The sequence below is a fragment of the Dialister sp. genome (assembly GCF_036343215.1).
GTDB lineage: Bacteria > Bacillota > Negativicutes > Veillonellales > Dialisteraceae > Dialister.
In genome coordinates, this window is record NZ_JAZASU010000002.1 from 100,431 (window position 1) to 116,499 (window position 16,069).

The 16,069-nt window shown below is 50.0% G+C and carries 16 protein-coding genes; all 16 read right to left on the reverse strand.

Annotated features, from left to right (window positions below; translation table 11 throughout):
- Positions 1 to 10 precede the first annotated feature (10 nt).
- Positions 11 to 1,612: a putative polysaccharide biosynthesis protein gene (locus VZT47_RS01685; protein WP_330223250.1), complete on the reverse strand. Its 1,602-nt coding sequence runs from the start codon at positions 1,610 to 1,612 to the stop codon at positions 11 to 13.
- 123 nt (positions 1,613 to 1,735) lie between these two features.
- Positions 1,736 to 5,125 (reverse strand): transcription-repair coupling factor, encoded by a 3,390-nt coding sequence (mfd, locus tag VZT47_RS01690; RefSeq protein ID WP_330223251.1) that lies wholly within the window; start codon positions 5,123 to 5,125, stop codon positions 1,736 to 1,738.
- Entirely contained in the window at positions 5,115 to 5,633 is a 519-nt protein-coding gene (folK, locus tag VZT47_RS01695) for a 2-amino-4-hydroxy-6-hydroxymethyldihydropteridine diphosphokinase (protein ID WP_330223252.1), read from the reverse strand. The genes mfd and folK overlap by 11 nt, the downstream gene beginning before the upstream one ends.
- Positions 5,634 to 5,679: 46 nt before the next feature.
- Entirely contained in the window at positions 5,680 to 6,039 is a 360-nt protein-coding gene (gene folB, locus VZT47_RS01700) for a dihydroneopterin aldolase (RefSeq protein ID WP_330223253.1), read from the reverse strand.
- 12 nt (positions 6,040 to 6,051) lie between these two features.
- Positions 6,052 to 6,897 carry a dihydropteroate synthase gene (gene folP / locus VZT47_RS01705; RefSeq protein ID WP_330223254.1) on the reverse strand — a complete coding sequence of 282 codons (846 nt, stop codon included), beginning with the start codon at positions 6,895 to 6,897 and terminating at the stop codon, positions 6,052 to 6,054.
- Positions 6,898 to 7,243: 346 nt separating this feature from the next.
- Positions 7,244 to 7,852, reverse strand: coding sequence for a DUF47 domain-containing protein (locus VZT47_RS01710; protein WP_330223255.1), 609 nt, complete (start codon positions 7,850 to 7,852; stop codon positions 7,244 to 7,246).
- 137 nt (positions 7,853 to 7,989) lie between these two features.
- Positions 7,990 to 8,655 carry a metal-dependent hydrolase gene (locus VZT47_RS01715; protein ID WP_330223256.1) on the reverse strand — a complete coding sequence of 222 codons (666 nt, stop codon included), beginning with the start codon at positions 8,653 to 8,655 and terminating at the stop codon, positions 7,990 to 7,992.
- 53 nt (positions 8,656 to 8,708) lie between these two features.
- Positions 8,709 to 9,299 (reverse strand): ANTAR domain-containing response regulator, encoded by a 591-nt coding sequence (locus VZT47_RS01720; protein WP_330223257.1) that lies wholly within the window; start codon positions 9,297 to 9,299, stop codon positions 8,709 to 8,711.
- Between the two features lies 1 nt (position 9,300).
- Positions 9,301 to 10,719: a sensor histidine kinase gene (locus VZT47_RS01725; RefSeq protein WP_330223258.1), complete on the reverse strand. Its 1,419-nt coding sequence runs from the start codon at positions 10,717 to 10,719 to the stop codon at positions 9,301 to 9,303.
- A 33-nt stretch (positions 10,720 to 10,752) separates the two neighbouring features.
- The gene (gene tsaD, locus VZT47_RS01730; protein ID WP_330223259.1) at positions 10,753 to 11,775 is read right to left on the reverse strand and encodes a tRNA (adenosine(37)-N6)-threonylcarbamoyltransferase complex transferase subunit TsaD; all 1,023 of its coding nucleotides are present in this window, start codon (positions 11,773 to 11,775) and stop codon (positions 10,753 to 10,755) included.
- 9 nt (positions 11,776 to 11,784) lie between these two features.
- Positions 11,785 to 12,240, reverse strand: a complete 456-nt coding sequence (rimI, locus tag VZT47_RS01735; RefSeq protein ID WP_330223260.1) for a ribosomal protein S18-alanine N-acetyltransferase — start codon at positions 12,238 to 12,240, stop codon at positions 11,785 to 11,787.
- On the reverse strand, positions 12,213 to 12,905 hold the full coding sequence (gene tsaB / locus VZT47_RS01740; protein WP_330223261.1) for a tRNA (adenosine(37)-N6)-threonylcarbamoyltransferase complex dimerization subunit type 1 TsaB: 693 nt from the start codon (positions 12,903 to 12,905) through the stop codon (positions 12,213 to 12,215). The genes rimI and tsaB overlap by 28 nt, the downstream gene beginning before the upstream one ends.
- Entirely contained in the window at positions 12,889 to 13,362 is a 474-nt protein-coding gene (tsaE, locus tag VZT47_RS01745) for a tRNA (adenosine(37)-N6)-threonylcarbamoyltransferase complex ATPase subunit type 1 TsaE (RefSeq protein ID WP_330223262.1), read from the reverse strand. The genes tsaB and tsaE overlap by 17 nt, the downstream gene beginning before the upstream one ends.
- The gene (locus VZT47_RS01750; protein ID WP_330223263.1) at positions 13,355 to 14,254 is read right to left on the reverse strand and encodes a patatin-like phospholipase family protein; all 900 of its coding nucleotides are present in this window, start codon (positions 14,252 to 14,254) and stop codon (positions 13,355 to 13,357) included. Before VZT47_RS01750 ends, tsaE begins: the two co-directional genes overlap by 8 nt.
- 52 nt (positions 14,255 to 14,306) lie before the next feature.
- A complete protein-coding gene (gene gpmA / locus VZT47_RS01755; protein WP_330223264.1) occupies positions 14,307 to 15,065 on the reverse strand; it encodes a 2,3-diphosphoglycerate-dependent phosphoglycerate mutase in 759 nt (252 codons plus the stop codon).
- Positions 15,066 to 15,078: 13 nt separating this feature from the next.
- Positions 15,079 to 16,065: a thiamine-phosphate kinase gene (thiL, locus tag VZT47_RS01760; RefSeq protein ID WP_330223265.1), complete on the reverse strand. Its 987-nt coding sequence runs from the start codon at positions 16,063 to 16,065 to the stop codon at positions 15,079 to 15,081.
- Positions 16,066 to 16,069 lie beyond the last annotated feature (4 nt).

A 16,069-nucleotide genomic window follows, 5' to 3' on the forward strand; every position in this document is an offset into this window, starting at 1 on the left:
TTTATTTTCATTAAATCTTAAAGCTGAATTTTTCGACCAGTCCTGCCAGCCGGGGTCCGATTTTCGGTACGCCCTGTACGTCTTCCGGTTTGACTGCACGGATCAAGACTATGGCAATAAGGTACACCAGTCCACCCGCCATAATGGCCACAAGGGTTGCCAGGGTATTGCTGTGAATAAAGCCTTCCATTCCATTATAAACGGCCAATACAGCGGCTCCCATGATTCCGGCTGCTATGAAAAGCTTGACCGTATGAATGATGTCCATCATATAATGGCGGAATTTATAAAGGAAAATGAGATTCAGAAGGGCTGCCACGCCGAAGTCGGCATTGGTCGCCCAGGCGGCCCCGATGACGCCCCAGCTGGGAAGAGCAGTCAGGTTCCAGGAAAGGAAAACTTTCACGCAGGCCGACGCCACCATATTCAGGAAGGGAATGGCCGTCTTCCCCATCCCCTGAAGAACTCCGGTAGTGACCTGCTGTACGCCAAGCAGGAATACGCCAAAACTCATGACGGCAATACAGGGGCCGGCATCGGGCGTTGCATAGAGCATGGCAGAAATAGGGGTGGCAATGACACACATCCCCACAAAGGCAGGAATGGTGATGAGGTTTGCCAGACGCATGGCCGTATCGGTCCGCTTCATGACCACATCGCCTTTGTGCTGGGCAACTGCTTCAGAAATGACCGGCACAAGGCTGGCCGCCAGGGAGGCAGTTACGATTGTGGGCATATTGACAAGAGCTGTAGCCATGCCGGTAAGATAGCCGAAAAGAGTGGTCGCTTCTTCTACAGCAAATCCTGCCACTTCCAGTCTTCTGGGAACGATGAAAAGATCGATATTGGAAACGATAGGAAGCATGATATTGGCAAGAGATACAGGGATTGCCAGAATCAGCAGTCTTTTAATGATGTGAAGGGCACTCTGGGGCTTGATGGAAGGATCCTGCTCACCGGCCAGTTCTTTTCTCCAGTTCCTGGTCATGTAATAGAAAACGATCAGTACCAGGATACCCATAAAAGCGCCCGGAGCCGCGCCAAAAGTTGCTCCGGCAGCGCCAAATTCCAGACCTGAAGGCAGGAGTATGATAGCAAAAGCAATCATCGTCACGACCCGGACAACCTGTTCAATGATCTGGGATACAGCCGTCGGAGTCATGAGCTGAAGCCCCTGGAAATAACCGCGAAGTGTCGCCAGAAGAGTCGCACAGAAAACGGCCGGCGAAAGGGCCAGGAGGGACCAGTACGCCCTGGAGTCACGGACAATTCCCTTATCTACAAGCCAGCCCGCTCCGAAGAACAGGAGACAGCTGAAGAAAAGTCCCGTCAGGATGAGGGCCGCCATGGATATACGGAATACTTTCTGTCCGCCAAAATAGTCATTCACCGCATTCCGCTCAGCCACCATAATGGAAATCGCTACGGGAAGGCCGGCAGAAGAGACGGAAAGGCAGAGCAGATAAATGGGATAAGCCATCTGGTAGAGCCCGATCCCTTCACCGCCCAGGAGCCGTGACAGATAAATACGACTGAAGGCGCCAATGAACTTGACGATGATTCCGGCCACCGTCAGGATCAGGGCCCCCTGAATGAATGAATTTTTACGCATTTTTCACCTGTTAAATTCAAAGATTTGAGATACAGCTCATATAGTCATATCAGATTTACAGGAAATTGTAAAGTTTTATCCTGTAATTTCTTTATACCGTTTTTTAATGATTCATGAACCCTGTCAGCGGGAGACCGGCTTCACGGCGGCCTTCCCATTTTTGACTTCCCGGTAAAGTTCGTCCATAAAGGTGGAAATCCATTTCATGGTATCTCCCGGTATCCCCCTCTTGTTAATATTGAGCTTCGCAGGGCTGCCGGAAAGGATCCTGATATAAGGAAGCCAGGTTTTGGGAAGAAGCATGGGATTCCATCCGCGCATAGGTTCCTCGTCAGCCCAGGTCATGACAAAATTCGGCCCGCTGTCCAGGATACTGCCTATGCCCAGAAGCCTTGCCTTGACACGGATTCTGGAAATACTGAACAGTTTTTCCACCGGTTCCGTGGGCGTCCCGAAGCGGTCGACCACCTCATCTATGAGATCGGAAAGAGACTTTTCATCTTCCACCGATGCCAGGCGGCGATAGATTTCCATTTTCTGTTCTTCGTCGGAAATATAGGAGCTGTCAAGGTACGCATCCTGCCGGAATTCGATGGTGGTATTGGGCAGTTTTCTCGGAAGGGGTCTGTTTTCCCTTTTGGCCCGAAGCCGTTCCACCGCCTCTTCCAGCATGGAACAGTATGTTGCAAATCCGATGCTGGCAATATTTCCATGCTGGGCAGATCCCAGAAGATTACCGGCCCCGCGGATTTCCAGATCCCTCATAGCCACCTTGAAACCGCTCCCAAGTTCTGTGAATTCACGAATCGTATCCAGCCTTTTTTCCGCCACTTCCGAGAGTACTTTTCCCTTGCGATAGAAGAACCAGGCCCTTGCGATTTTTTCCGACCGGCCCACGCGGCCCCTCATCTGGTAAATCTGGGAAAGGCCCATCCTGTCCGCATCATAAACCAGCATGGTATTCGCATTGGGCTGATCCAGTCCGTTTTCAATGAGTGTCGTGCAGAGGAGCACATCATAGCGGCCTTCATAGAAATCAAGCATCACCTGTTCCAGCCTTTTTCCATCCATACGGCCATAGGCAATACCGATGGTTATGTCTTCCGGAAGGATTTCCCGGAGCTGTTCATACATGGCCGGCATAGTCTCGATGCGGTTATAAATGAAATAGGTCTGCCCTCCCCTTTCCTTTTCTCTAAGGATGGCATCCTTCACGATGCGGCTGTCATATTCGGTCACATAGGTCTGGATGGCATGACGGTTCAAAGGCGGTGTCGTAATGGTCACCATATCCCTGACACCGGTAAGGCTCATATGAAGAGTGCGGGGAATCGGGGTGGCCGACAGGGTCAGCACATCAATCCCGGAAGACCAGGATTTCCATTTTTCTTTCTGCACCACGCCAAAGCGCTGCTCTTCATCCACCACCAGAAGGCCGAGTTTTCTGCATTTTACTTTTTTATTCAGCACGGCATGAGTGCCTATGATGACATCCAGTTCGCCGCTCTCCAGTTTCCGGAGGATTTCCCTGCGTTCCTTCACGGAAGTGAACCGGTTCAGGACAGCGAGGTTCACGCCGAATTGTTCCATACGGTCTTTGAAATTTTTGTAATGCTGGGCCGAAAGGACCGTGGTCGGACAGAGCACCATGGCCTGATAACCGCTCATGACGCACTTGAAAACAGCCCGCATGGCCACTTCGGTCTTCCCGAATCCCACGTCGCCGCAGAGTAGCATATCCATGGGAATGGGGCGTTCCATGGCTTTCTTGATTCCTTCGATGGCCGTCAGCTGGTCTTCGGTTTCAACAAAGGGGAAGGTATCCTCAAATTCCCTCTGCTCCGGTCCGTCCGGCGTAAAGGCAATCCCCTGTGTGATTTCACGGCGGGCGTAGATATCAAGCAGTCTTTCAGCCAGTTCTTCAATGGATTTCTTCGCTTTGGACCGTATCTTTTCCCAGTGCGCTTCTCCCATCTTGCTTAAGACAGGCACGCCCCCTTCAGGGCCGATATATTTTTCAAGAGTGGATATTTTTTCAACCGGCAGGAAAAGTTTGTCCGATCCGGCATACTGGATAGCGATGTAATCCCGATGGATACCGGAAAGTTCGATGGTCCGGATTCCAAGATACTTACCAATCCCGTGAACGTCCTGGACCACGTAGTCTCCGGGATTTAAATCGGAAAAATATCGGATCTGCCTTCCCTTCCCTGCCCGGCGGGCCCGGCGGATTTTCTGTCTGCCGAGAATGTCCCCGGAAGTGAAAAGAGCCAGTTTTTCATCCGGCAGTTCGACGCCCCGGGAAAGGACGCCATTGACCAGGGAAACCTGCCGGTCGCCAAAACCGTCAGAGAAAGAAATTTCATTATCTTTCAGAATCCCTTTCAGTTCCTCTTTTTCAGAAGGCCTGGGGATGACGAAAAGGACCTGCCATTCCTTTTTCAGATAAGATTTCAAATCTTCGATAAAGACGGGAATCTGACGCTGATAATTCGTCATGGTCTGGCCATGCCATACATGGACAGAGGGATGAGGGAAGCCTGTCAGTTCCCTGTTCAGGAGGGAAAGAATGATTTCCCCGTTTCTCCCCTTTCGCCCGAGATGAACGACGTCTTCCCAGGCCAGGGCCTTCTCCCGGTTTCCTTTTTCTTCACGAAAGTATCGCCGCAGATTTTCTTCTGACCGCTGCGGTTCATCATATATAAGAAGACCATCAGCCAGGTAGGAAAAAAGGATGGACTTCTTTTCCCCTTCCGGTGAAAGGGGAAGAATGTCCGCCCGGTCCAGTTCCTCGATGGAGCGCTGGGTATCTTCGTCAAAGAAGCGGATGCTGTCCACTTCATCGCCCCAGAGTTCGATACGGAGAGGATGGGCCGCATTGATTGGAAATACGTCCACAATATCTCCGCGAAGGGCAAAATGACCGCTTCTCTCCACCTGGTCCACCCGCTCATATCCCGCGCGGACAAGGCGGCCGGCCAGATCATCCCGCTCGTATTCTTTTTCTTTCTCTATGGAAATCAGTGAATTTTTCAGATCATCCGGATTGATGATTTTCTGCGCGGCTTCTACGGCAGTAGCAAGGATTACAGACTTTTTACCGGTAAGCAGGGCCGAGAGGGAACGCATGCGGTCACGAAGCCGTTCGGAACCGGAAAAAGTAACTTGAAAACCGGCTTCTTCCACCACAGGGAAGGGATAAATGTCAAGTTCCGGCGCAAAGAAGGCAAGATCTTCCTCCCAGCGGAAAATATCCTTTGTCTCCGGGACAATGATGACGGCCCGGTCACAGGATTTCAAAGCCCCTGATGCGGCAAGGGCTTTGGCGGCATCAGCAATGCCGGTGATCATCTCGGTATTTTTATTTCCTTCAAGGAGCCCATTCTTCCTGAAAAAGGAAAGCGTTTTTTCAGAAAGCGCCGAACCGGCTTTGCTGTCATTTTCAAAAGGTCCCTGCCTTGTTCCTGTCATGGCTTCCCTGACGCCGGAAAGAGAGGACTGTTCAATATCCATTTTCATTCTCCTTTCCTTCTGTCCATTCCCGTTTCACTTCGGCGTAGCCATGCAGTGAAAGGATTCTTTCATGGATTCCTTCCCCCCTGAAGGTAAATTCCGGAAGGATTTCCTCCATGGGCACCAGCACAAAAGGCCGCGCCCAGAATAAAGGATGCGGCAGATGAAGATATTCAGTATCTCGCCTTTCATATTCATTATATATCAGGTCCAGGTCCAGTGTCCTTGGCCCCCAGTGAACTTTCCTCACCCGGCCCATTTCCTTTTCCGTAAGAAGAAGGAAAGCCAGAAGTTCCTCAGGCGTTCCTTCCCAGCGGACAAGTGCGGCCGCATTCAGGAAATCGGGCTGATCCGTTTTCCCCCAGGGCTTTGTCCGGTAAAAGGAAGACAGTTTCAGCAACTTTAGCCCGGGATTCGCGGAAAGTTTCTTTATGGCAGCGTGGAGAATTTCTTTCGAATCCCCCATATTGGACCCCAGGGAAATCATATAATCTTTTCTATTCATCATAGCCTGCCGGAACTCCGGATACCGTTCCTGTGGAGTTCCATTCTACTTACCTTTCCTTGCTGAGCGTGACGGAAACATCGTCCAGGATTCCAGGAATCGGTGATCCCGGTTTGTGGACGGTGGTCGTCACCTTATTCACTTTGGGAAATAAAGAAAGAACATCGTCATTGATGATGCCTGCCAGTTTTTCAAGAAGTTTGAAAGGTCCCCCTTCGGCACGTCTTTTCACCAGCTCATAAACCGCCACATAGTTCACCGAATCTTCCAGTTTGTCACTTTCTCCCGCTTCCGAAAGATCCAGTTCTAATTCCATATCGATATAAAAGCGCTGGCCCAGTTTCGTTTCTTCCGGTTCATCGCCGTGATAGCCGAAGAAGGCCATGCCTGTCAGTCTGATACAATCCATAAAAGCCTCCTCTTAATGATTCACGTCGCGAAGGGCATCCCATACTTTCAGTGTCCGGGCCGTCATCTGTACATTATGTACCCGAAAAATCGTGCATCCCTTTTCCACGCCCCAGAGACTCGCTGCTGCGGTCCCTTCATCCCGTTCTTTCGCCGGAAGGTCCAGAATGGAACCGATAAACCGTTTCCGACTGACCCCGAGAAGCCAGGGGCAGGGGAAAAGGCGGGTGAGTTCGTCAAGTCTGGAAAGGACTTCCATATTCTGCTCAGCCGTCTTTCCAAAGCCGATCCCCGGGTCCAGAATGATATTTTCTTCTTTGACACCGGCTTTCAATGCGATTTCAATGGATTTCTCAAAGAAATGCTTCATGCTTTCCAGGACATCTTCCTCATAATCGTGATCTTCCCGGTTATGCATAAGAATGACCGGCACTCCAAAAGATGCGGATACGGATGCCATGCTGCCATCATCATGCTGGAATCCCCAGATGTCATTGACCATATGGGCTCCGGCGGAAAGCGCTTTTTCCATGGTTTCATAATGATAGGAATCGATGGATACAGGGACGGAACTTTCCTTCAGCACTTCCGGAAGGAAATTCATGAGCCTTTCCGTTTCTTCCCCGGCGGTAAGGGGCAGAGAGCCGGGGCGCGTGGATTCAGCGCCCACATCGATGATATCCGCCCCTTCTTCGATCATGGCATGGGTATGGGAAATGGCCCTTTCCGGGCTATCCCAGTTTCCTCCATCTGAAAAAGAATCGGGTGTCACATTAAGGATCCCCATGACCAGGGATTTGTCGGAAAGGGAAAGTTTCTTTCCATCTTTCCATTGATATGTGCGGACAGGTCGCTGCATTTCCAAAACCTCTTTTCCCAATAGTTTAAGGGTACTGCCCCATTATAACACGAACAAAACTTTAATTTCTCTGAAGCCAACAAAAAAAGCGGTACTACACCGCTTCCTTGTGCACGACGATCATTGAGGAGTATGATCAGTCCGCAGCCGGATTGATAATCAGGGAAATAATCATCAATAGAGCCGGATGGCCAAACCATCCCATGGCATTTCCTCCATGTATTTTTATTATACATGATTTTCATAAAAAATCCACTGAAAAGAGTATAAATTTATAAAATTTCCTTCATTCTTTATTTTTTTAATTGTTATGCGGAAAATGGGCTGCCTGACGGTTAAATCGTTCTCACATTCCCGTAATGAGTTTCTGCAGAAGCGGCACCATGCCGGCCACCGCATCCTGTGCTTCTTCCAGATCTTCAAAAATCATTTTCCAGTAAATCAGATATTTTGTATCCTCTCCGCCAAAGAGTTTCCGCATGCAGCTTCTGAAGCACTCGTCTCCCCGTTCCTCATAGGTATAAATCCTGTTGCAGCGCGCTTCCATTTTCATGTAATTCCGGCTTATATCCTCCGTATAGTCCATGGTCTTCTTCAATTCCTCCAGTGACGATGAGACGAGGCGGGCAGAAAGTTTCAATTCCTCCGGAGCTTCCCCCACCTGAATCATATCCAGCCGGGAAAAGACATCCTTCAGGATACCCACAATGGAGTATCCCCTGTCGATCATGCCCCTTGCCAGGTCCAGATCACAGGGATCTTTATAAGTTTTATACATTTTCTCTGTCAGCCTGCCGTAATTGTCCCTGCATATTCTTTTGATCTCAGATACTCTTTTATATCCTTCAGCGGGATCTGTCCGGCCTTCTGCCACCTCATTCAGGATAACGCCGGCGTCACTGATATATTTTGCAAATTCCCGCAGAGCTTCAAAAAATTTATCTTCTTTGCTCATGAAATTCTCCTTGTTTTCAATATTCAAGTTTCCTGCTTTACTCATTTTAACATATTTAAATGAAAGGGGCAGGGCTCTTGAAATATTTCAATAAAAAAAGCGCCCAGGCAGGAAGGCGCTTTCAATGAATTTCAATTTCAGAGTTCGATAGTCTCTCCGGGCTTTACGATCATCACGTCAATTCCTTTCTCACCGGCTGATTTCTTGAAATCTTCCGCATTCTGGGCAATCACCGGCCAGGTATTGTAATGAAGAGGAATCACATGCTTCGCCTTCAGGAATTTCGCCGCCAGCAACGCATCATCCGGTCCCATGGTGTAATTATCGCCAATGGGCATGATGGCATAATCAATATCAAAAAGCTCTCCAAAGAGTTTCATATCCCCAAAGAGCGCCGTATCGCCGGAATAGTAAACGGTAGGGCCGTCATTGAATTTAATGATGAATCCGCAGGGAATGCCGCCGGCAGCCCCACAGCTGTGCCAGGCCTGGACCATTTTCACGGTACCGAAATCCGCCTTGAACTGTCCCCCCAGATTCATGGGCTGGAAATTGGATACGGAATCGGAGAAAAGGCTGATGACTTCCGGAATAGCCACGACCAGTGCTCCGGTACGGAGGGCAATTTCATTGGCATCTCCAAAATGATCGCCATGGGCATGGGAGAGAAGGATATAGTCGCATCTCACTTTATCTGCCTTTACTGCCGCCTGGCTGTTTCCCGTAAGGAAGGGATCGAAAAGAAGTCTTTCTTTCCCCGTATCGATTTTAAAGCATGCATGTCCTAAAAATGTGTACTTCATCGCAATTCCTCCTTTATACATATAATCAGCCGGCAGCCCCGGCAAACAGCTGTTTACCTGTTCTTCCTTGCCATGATTTCCTTGACCACCCGCTGGGCCACATCAGCAATGGTAATGCCCCGTTTCATGCTGGTCTGCTGCATGCGGCGATAGGCGTCTTCTTCAGTAATATGATAGTAATCCATAAGGAGCCCCTTGGCCCGGTCCACGATCTTTCGTGCCGCCAGTTCCCGTTCCATGTTCTTTACGCGGTCCACCATATCCCGTTTCAAACGGTACTGGCCCACCGCAATCTGTATGGCGGGAAATAAAGTCCTTTCCTCCACCGGTTTCATCACATAACCGAAAACCATGGATTTCTTAGCTTTTTCAATCATGTCTTCATCGCCAAAAGCTGTGAGGAGGACGACGGGCGCCAAATTGTCATGAGCAATCATTTTGGCTGCCTGGATGCCGTCAAGCCGGGGCATTTTCACGTCCAGGATGGCAAGGTCCGGATGTTTTTCCTTCACCAGATCCAAGGCTTCCACACCGTCAGAGCCTACACCTACTACTTCATGGCCTGCCTCTTCCAGCATTTCTTTCAAGTCCATGGAGCTCAATGATTCATCGTCTGCAATTACAATTCTATATCGTTCTGCCATTTTACCCCTCCATCAATGGTATAGGACAGTAAATATCTGCCGCCACGAAACCGCTTTCATTCTGCACGGAGAACTTCCCTTTCAGTTCTATTTCAGCCAGGTTTCTCACAATCTGAAGCCCCAGATTGAAAGTCCTAGTGCTGAAATCTTCGGGCAGCGGATTTCCATCATTCCTGATATACACATGAATCCAGGTTCCCTCGATTCTGGTGCCTACCGTAAGAGTGCCTCTTTTCCTGTCCCTGAAACCATGATCAATGGCATTATGAATGAGCTCATTCGCCGCAATAGCCAGGGGCACGGCTTTTTCCGAATCCACAATCAGTCCTCTTCCGGCTTTTTCACGAAGAATGGTCACGGGAATGAGGGCCAGGCTGTCTACGGAGAGTTTCGTGATTTTATCGAGCAGTATATCCAAATCTATTTTATCACCACTCTGGTTGGCCAGGATATCATGAATCTGGGAAATACCGAGAATCCTGCTCACCGCTCTTTTCAGGGCATCTTTCGTATCCTCATCTTTAGCCCGCCTTGCCTGCATTCGGAGCATGCCGGCAATCGTATTAAGGCTGTTCTTCACCCGGTGATGAATTTCCTTGATTACCGAATCCTTGACAAGAATCTGTCTTTCCTTTTCCCTGATCGCCGTCACGTCCGTCAAAACGAGAACAGTCCTTGCCACCTTCCCGCCGGAAATGATGGGGAGCCCCCAGGCGGAAAGGGTCATATTTTCAGATACTTCATCGCCATAGGCAGGACGGCCTGTTTTCATGACTTTTTCCACAAGAGGAAAACGAACGATGGTATGGCCCACGATTTCCCGTTTTTCCACAGCCTCTTTATCGAGTACAAAGTACAGATCATCGGCCATATCATTGGCATAAATGATGCGGCCCAGAGAATCCAGTACGATCATACCGTCCTGAGGCCGGATGCTGTAATAATCATCCGCGCTGAAGGGCACCTGAAGGGCCAGATTGGCCGTATCCGTCAGCACCTGCTGCTGACGGAGGGAACCAGAGAGGAAACAGACCGCCGCAAAGGGCTGTCCCGCATTATCTACGACAGGATAAGCCGTTGCTGCGACTTCCAGTCCCTGATCAAGCCTTTTCCTGCCTACCACTTTTCTGCCCGTTGTAAAAACATTTTCGATCAGCGCCAGTTCTCCTTCCAGAAAGGTGTCACCGGACCTGAAAAAGGTGGAACCATGGGTATAGGAAGGTTTCACTGCTGCCAGGATGACGGAAATATCATCATTTTTCCCTCTGGCACACAAATACACCTGATTTCTGGAAACATCACTGGCCAGCTGGAGAGCCGCCTGCATGTGATCCAGGATTTTTGCCTGTACGTCAGTCAGATTTGTCGTATCACGGACCAGCGTGTAAAGCTGGCTCATTTCCAATCCCCGTGTCTGCATAAAAGTCTCCCATCCTCCCGATTCAGAGTTAAATCAGAGCTTCACCTGGTCTGCCAGGAAGGGCAGGCGGGGATCCGCATTAAGATTCATGGGCGCATAATCTCCCGCAAGGGCCATGTAATAAGCCCGGCATCCAATCATGGCCCCGTTATCCGTACAGAGCACCGGGTCCGGACGGCACATGCGGATACCCCGTTTATCGCATTCTGCTTTCAGCGCTTTGCGAAGCCCGCTGTTGGCCGCCACGCCTCCTGCCAGGGCAATGGTTTTAAGTCCTGTCAGTTCACTGGCCTTCATGGCTTTTTCAACAAGCACTTCGATGACAGCCTTCTGAAAAGATGCGGCGATGTCATTATAGTTCACTTCCATTTTTTTCATTTTAGCCGTATTGAGGTAGTTGATAACTGCCGATTTCAGGCCGCTGAAGGAAAAGTCAAAGTTATGTTCCTTCCCCAGTCCCATAGGGAAGGTCACGGCATCAGGATTTCCTTCCTGCGCCAGGCGGTCGATATGGGGTCCCCCTGGATAAGGATAGCCCATGACCCTGGCAATTTTATCAAAAGCTTCTCCTGCCGCATCATCTCTTGTCTGCCCCAGGAGCTGGAATGTATTGTAATCTTTCACGATGACGATCATGGTATGGCCGCCGGAAACGACAAGGGAAAGGAATGGCGGTTCCAGGTCAGGATACTGGAGAAGGTTGGCAAAAATGTGGCCTTCCATATGATTCACCGCGATCAATGGCTTATCCAGTGCCCAGGCTGCCGCTTTGGCTGCAGCTACTCCCACAAGAAGAGCTCCCACGAGCCCCGGTCCCTGGGTGACTGCAATGGCATCCATATCCTGCCAGCTGCACCGGGCTTCATCCAGGGCTTCAATGGCCACGGGAAGGACATCTTCTATATGGTGGCGGGATGCGATTTCCGGAACCACTCCACCAAATTTCTTGTGAATCGGCACCTGCGTGGAAATCACGTCGGAAAGGATTTTTCTCCCATCCTCGATCACCGCACAGGACGTCTCATCACAGCTCGATTCAAAGGATAATATCTTCATAACGACTCCTTATATTTCACGGGACATAATATAGCCGTCCTCTTTAGGAAGGTCATATACCCCTTTCCGCACCCCCAGGGAGCGGAAATTATATTTCTTATAGAGCGCCTGGGCCGAGCGGTTGCTGACCCGGACTTCCAGAAATATGGTTTTCATATTTCTGGCTTTGCATTCTTCCAGTCCTCTTTCCAGGATGGCTTCAGCAAGGCCCCGTCTCCTGTATTCCGGACGGACGCCGATATTGACAAGCTGCCCTTCGTCCACCACAAACCAGAAACATCCATAGCCGGCGATCTCACCGTTCAGGACGGCCACAAAGTATTCGCTGTGGTCTCCTTCCATATCATGGGCCACCGTATCCTTATGCCACGCATCGGAAAAGCAGAGCGTACCTATTTCATAAATGCTGTCCGTATCTTCGGCTCCCGCCTGACGGATCAGGATTCCGGATGCCGTTTCTCCCATAATACTTCTGCCTCGCTTCGACGAATATAGTTGGGAAGGATGCTCAATGGATTGTCCGTCTTTCCTGCTTTCAGTTTCTGGAATCCTGCCAGGGCCACACTCCCCGCCCGGCAGAGACGGCTGTGAGGAGGAGCCGGCATAATGCCTGCCGCAAGCAGTTTGTCCCTGTATTTATCGGCGCATTCTCCCACGGCAATTAATGGACCGCCGTGTTTTACGGCTGCCGAAATGACTTCATCAATGGGAGCCGCTTCTTCTTTTTCTTCCAGCCACATTTCATCAAAAGCGCCATAGAGGGCTGCATACACATTTCCCCGCTGGGCATCCAGAAGGGGAAGGATGAAGGCCCGGGAACCTGCCATATTCCAGGCCAGGGCTTCCAGGGTATCCACGCCTACCAGGGGCACTTTCCATATATAGGAAGCCATCTTGGCCGTGGCAAGGCCGATCCGGAGTCCCGTAAAAGAGCCGGGGCCGATGGATACGGCAATGGCATCTATTTCACTTTTGGAAATGCCCGCTTCCTTCATCATTTCATCCATATGAGGAATGAGCTGCTCGGAATGAGTCAGTTTTCTCTGTACTGTCCATTCGGCGACCAGTTGGTCTTCTTCTGCCAATGCACAGCTTAATACCAGTGATGATGTATCAATGGCAAGCAGCATATTCTTTAATCTCCTTTATGATTTCTTCCGGAGCCCTTTCGCCCCAGTGAATCCGTATATTTCTTTCCGTTTCTCCGGAAAGGGTGATTTCAATCTGTATACTTTCTTCAGGAATGAGGGAAGGAAACATATCCGCCCATTCTACCACTACGACGCCGCCCTCACCATATTCTTCCCAGCCTATATTCCAGAGATCATCTTCGCTATGAAGGCGGTAGAAATCGAAATGCTTGAGCGGAGTAGGTCCATCATAATAATTCATAATGGTAAAGGTGGGACTTCCTACGACTCCCTGCACTCCCATGCCTTCTGCCAGGCCCTGGACGAAATGGGTTTTCCCTGCCCCCAGATCACCGGTGAGGGCTATGAAAAGGCCATCCATCGCATGTTTTCCAAAGAAACGGCCCAGATTCATGGTTTCTTTTTCGCTTTTGCTTGGAATCACCACTTCACTCATAAAGCCACCTCATCATTTCATCAAACCGTTCCTGGCCCAGGCGATAGCCTTCCCCATGAAGCTCGCGAAGTTTTGCCACATTCCGTTCCGTTCTGGATACGGTGACCGGTTTTTCCGGACGGATGACGAAGACCTCTCCCGATTTTTCCATTTCAAGGACCCAATCCACTTTTTCATTGTATCTCGGCGGAATGGAACACATTTCCTCTACCACGGAAGGGAACTCCCGGCCATATTTGAAATCAAGAAGGCCGTGAAACCAGAAGGGAACCGGTTTCTTTCTATAAGTGACATCTCTTGTAAGGACATAGACGATTTTGCCATGAGGGAACGGGATTTCCTCGGGCATGGGAACCAGCGGCAGGCTGACGCCCCCGTCGACGTAATGCTTTTCACGCCATTTCACAGGCCTTGAAACCAGGGGGATAGAGCAGCTGGCTTCACAGACTTTCATATATTCATCCACGTCCATGGAATGGCTGGAAATAAAACAGGGTTCCCCGCTTTCTGCATCAGTAATAACGGTATAAAGAGTTTCCTTTGCCCTGCTGAAAGTTTCATAGTCAAAAGGCACCAGTTCATGGGCCAGATCGCCGAACATGAACTCCCAGTTAAAGAAGGACCCGCCCTTCAGCATATGGGAAAGACCCATATAGCGGGAATCAGTACAGTAAGTGGTATTGACTTTCCTGTTTCTCCCCCGCTGCCGGGAAATATAGCAGAGCCCCTGAAGGCAGCCGGCAGAAATGCCGATGACTTGCGGAAAATAGAAATTTCTGTCCATGAAGGCATCAAGGACTCCGGATGTAAAGATGCCCCGCATGGCGCCCCCTTCGAGTATGAGGATGGGCGCCCGATCGGGATCTTCATTTTTTCGAATCAGATGGATCATATCTTACTATAAGGAAAGCTTCCGGTTATCCCGGAAGCCTCCCGGCACCTCCTTATTTCTTTGCTGAAGCGGCAGACTGGTTTTTCACCGCATTGATTTTCGCTTTGATGGCTTCCTGATCGCCCAGGTATGCCACATCGTGAATGGTAAAGTCCGGGTTGATATGGTAAACGAGCGGAATACCCGTAGGGATATTCATGCCTGCGATTTCACTGTCGGAAATATGTTCCAGATGTTTTCTCAGGGCACGGATGGAATTGCCATGAGCGGCAATCAGGATCCTTTCTCCTTTTTCAATCTGCGGACGGATGACTTCCTCGAAATAGGGCGCTACCCTGGCCACCGTATCCTTCAGGCATTCCGTAAGCGGCAGCTGTACTTCATCTTTGAATTTCTGATAGGGCGCCTGGTTTACGGGATTTCTCGGGTCCTCAGCAGAAAGGGCCGGCGGACGGACATCGTAGGAACGTCTCCAGAGATGAACCTGTTCTTCACCATATTTGTCAGCCGTTTCCGTCTTGTTCAGTCCCTGCAGGGCCCCGTAATGGCGTTCATTCAGGTGATAATCCTTAATCACGGGAATCCAGTTGAGATCCATCACGTCAAGAGCCGTGTAAGCGGTATGAATGGCCCTCTTGAGTACGGAAGTATAGCAGCAGTCAAAGGTAAGGCCTTCCTCCTTCATGAGACGGCCTGCCTCTTTAGCCTCTTCAAACCCCTTATCAGACAGCTCGACGTCCGTCCAGCCGCAGAAAAGGTTCAGTTTATTCCATTCGCTTTCGCCATGTCTGATTACTACCAGTGTGTACATTTGTTGCCTCCCATTATTTCACAAAATGATCATAACCGTGAATTTCCAGAAGCTTCCGGCTTCCATTTTCTTTCAGATAAACACCATGACCTTTGCCGGTCACCCTGCCAATAACGGTAATTCCGTCCTTTCTTTCTATTGTATCAAAAGATTCAGGGAAAATGGTACCCGTCAGTTCATAATCTTCTCCCCCATTAAAAGCCCAGGAAAGAGGATTGACCTTTTCCTTCACTGCCAGCGCTTTTGTTTCTTCGGAAAGAGGAATGAGGGCAGGTTCTATTTCTATTTCCACCTGCGAAGCCAGGGCGATTTCATTCAGTTCCCTTGAAAGGCCGTCAGAAATATCATTCAGGGAATGGGCACCCGCTTTTCGCAGAAGGATTCCTTTTTCAATCTGAGGCTCCGGGCGCCGGTGCCTTTTGACAAGAAAAGGCCAGTCTTTTTCCATGCCATGAAGCAGGGCATAGAGCCCGGCGGCAGAATCGCCAATGGTTTCCGTCACAAAAACCAGATCTCCCACTTTGGCCCCGCTCCGGGGAACCATCTTTCCTTCAGGAACCATCCCCAGCACCGTTCCGGTAAGAATGATTCCTTTCGGGGAGCCGGTGACATCACCGCCAAGGAGATTGACCCTATATTTCCGGCAGCAGAGGCGAATTCCGTCATAAAGACTTTCCACCCATGAAACCGGTAAATCATTGGGAAGGGCTATGGAAAGGACAAACCCGTGCGCATCGGCTCCCATGGCAGCCATATCGCTGAAATTGGAGGCCGCCAGATGGTAGCCCACGTCTTCCGGGCCCATGGTCTCTTTTGTGAAATGAAGACCCTCCACCATGGTATCTGTGGAAATCACTTCATCGAAGCCTTCCGGAATACGGTATACACCGCCATCATCTCCGGTTCCCAGGCAAACCAGTTCCGGCCGGTAAATGAAATCATGAGTAATGCGGCGGATCAGGCCGAATTCCCCTATATCCCCTATCCTGTCTTCACTCATAAAG

Bases quoted from the DNA above. Each gene is read 5' to 3' on its own strand.
- VZT47_RS01715 (WP_330223256.1), bottom strand. From the start codon at position 8,655: ATGAAGTACACATTTTTAGGACATGCATGCTTTAAAATCGATACGGGG.
- VZT47_RS01710 (WP_330223255.1), bottom strand. From the start codon at position 7,852: ATGAGCAAAGAAGATAAATTTTTTGAAGCTCTGCGGGAATTTGCAAAA.
- thiL (WP_330223265.1), bottom strand. From the start codon at position 16,065: ATGAGTGAAGACAGGATAGGGGATATAGGGGAATTCGGCCTGATCCGC.
- folB (WP_330223253.1), bottom strand. From the start codon at position 6,039: ATGGATTGTATCAGACTGACAGGCATGGCCTTCTTCGGCTATCACGGC.
- tsaE (WP_330223262.1), bottom strand. From the start codon at position 13,362: ATGAGTGAAGTGGTGATTCCAAGCAAAAGCGAAAAAGAAACCATGAAT.
- gpmA (WP_330223264.1), bottom strand. From the start codon at position 15,065: ATGTACACACTGGTAGTAATCAGACATGGCGAAAGCGAATGGAATAAA.
- mfd (WP_330223251.1), bottom strand. From the start codon at position 5,125: ATGGATATTGAACAGTCCTCTCTTTCCGGCGTCAGGGAAGCCATGACA.
- VZT47_RS01685 (WP_330223250.1), bottom strand. From the start codon at position 1,612: ATGCGTAAAAATTCATTCATTCAGGGGGCCCTGATCCTGACGGTGGCC.
- tsaD (WP_330223259.1), bottom strand. From the start codon at position 11,775: ATGAAGATATTATCCTTTGAATCGAGCTGTGATGAGACGTCCTGTGCG.
- VZT47_RS01725 (WP_330223258.1), bottom strand. From the start codon at position 10,719: ATGCAGACACGGGGATTGGAAATGAGCCAGCTTTACACGCTGGTCCGT.
- folK (WP_330223252.1), bottom strand. From the start codon at position 5,633: ATGATGAATAGAAAAGATTATATGATTTCCCTGGGGTCCAATATGGGG.
- rimI (WP_330223260.1), bottom strand. From the start codon at position 12,240: ATGGGAGAAACGGCATCCGGAATCCTGATCCGTCAGGCGGGAGCCGAA.
- tsaB (WP_330223261.1), bottom strand. From the start codon at position 12,905: ATGCTGCTTGCCATTGATACATCATCACTGGTATTAAGCTGTGCATTG.
- VZT47_RS01720 (WP_330223257.1), bottom strand. From the start codon at position 9,299: ATGGCAGAACGATATAGAATTGTAATTGCAGACGATGAATCATTGAGC.
- VZT47_RS01750 (WP_330223263.1), bottom strand. From the start codon at position 14,254: ATGATCCATCTGATTCGAAAAAATGAAGATCCCGATCGGGCGCCCATC.
- folP (WP_330223254.1), bottom strand. From the start codon at position 6,897: ATGCAGCGACCTGTCCGCACATATCAATGGAAAGATGGAAAGAAACTT.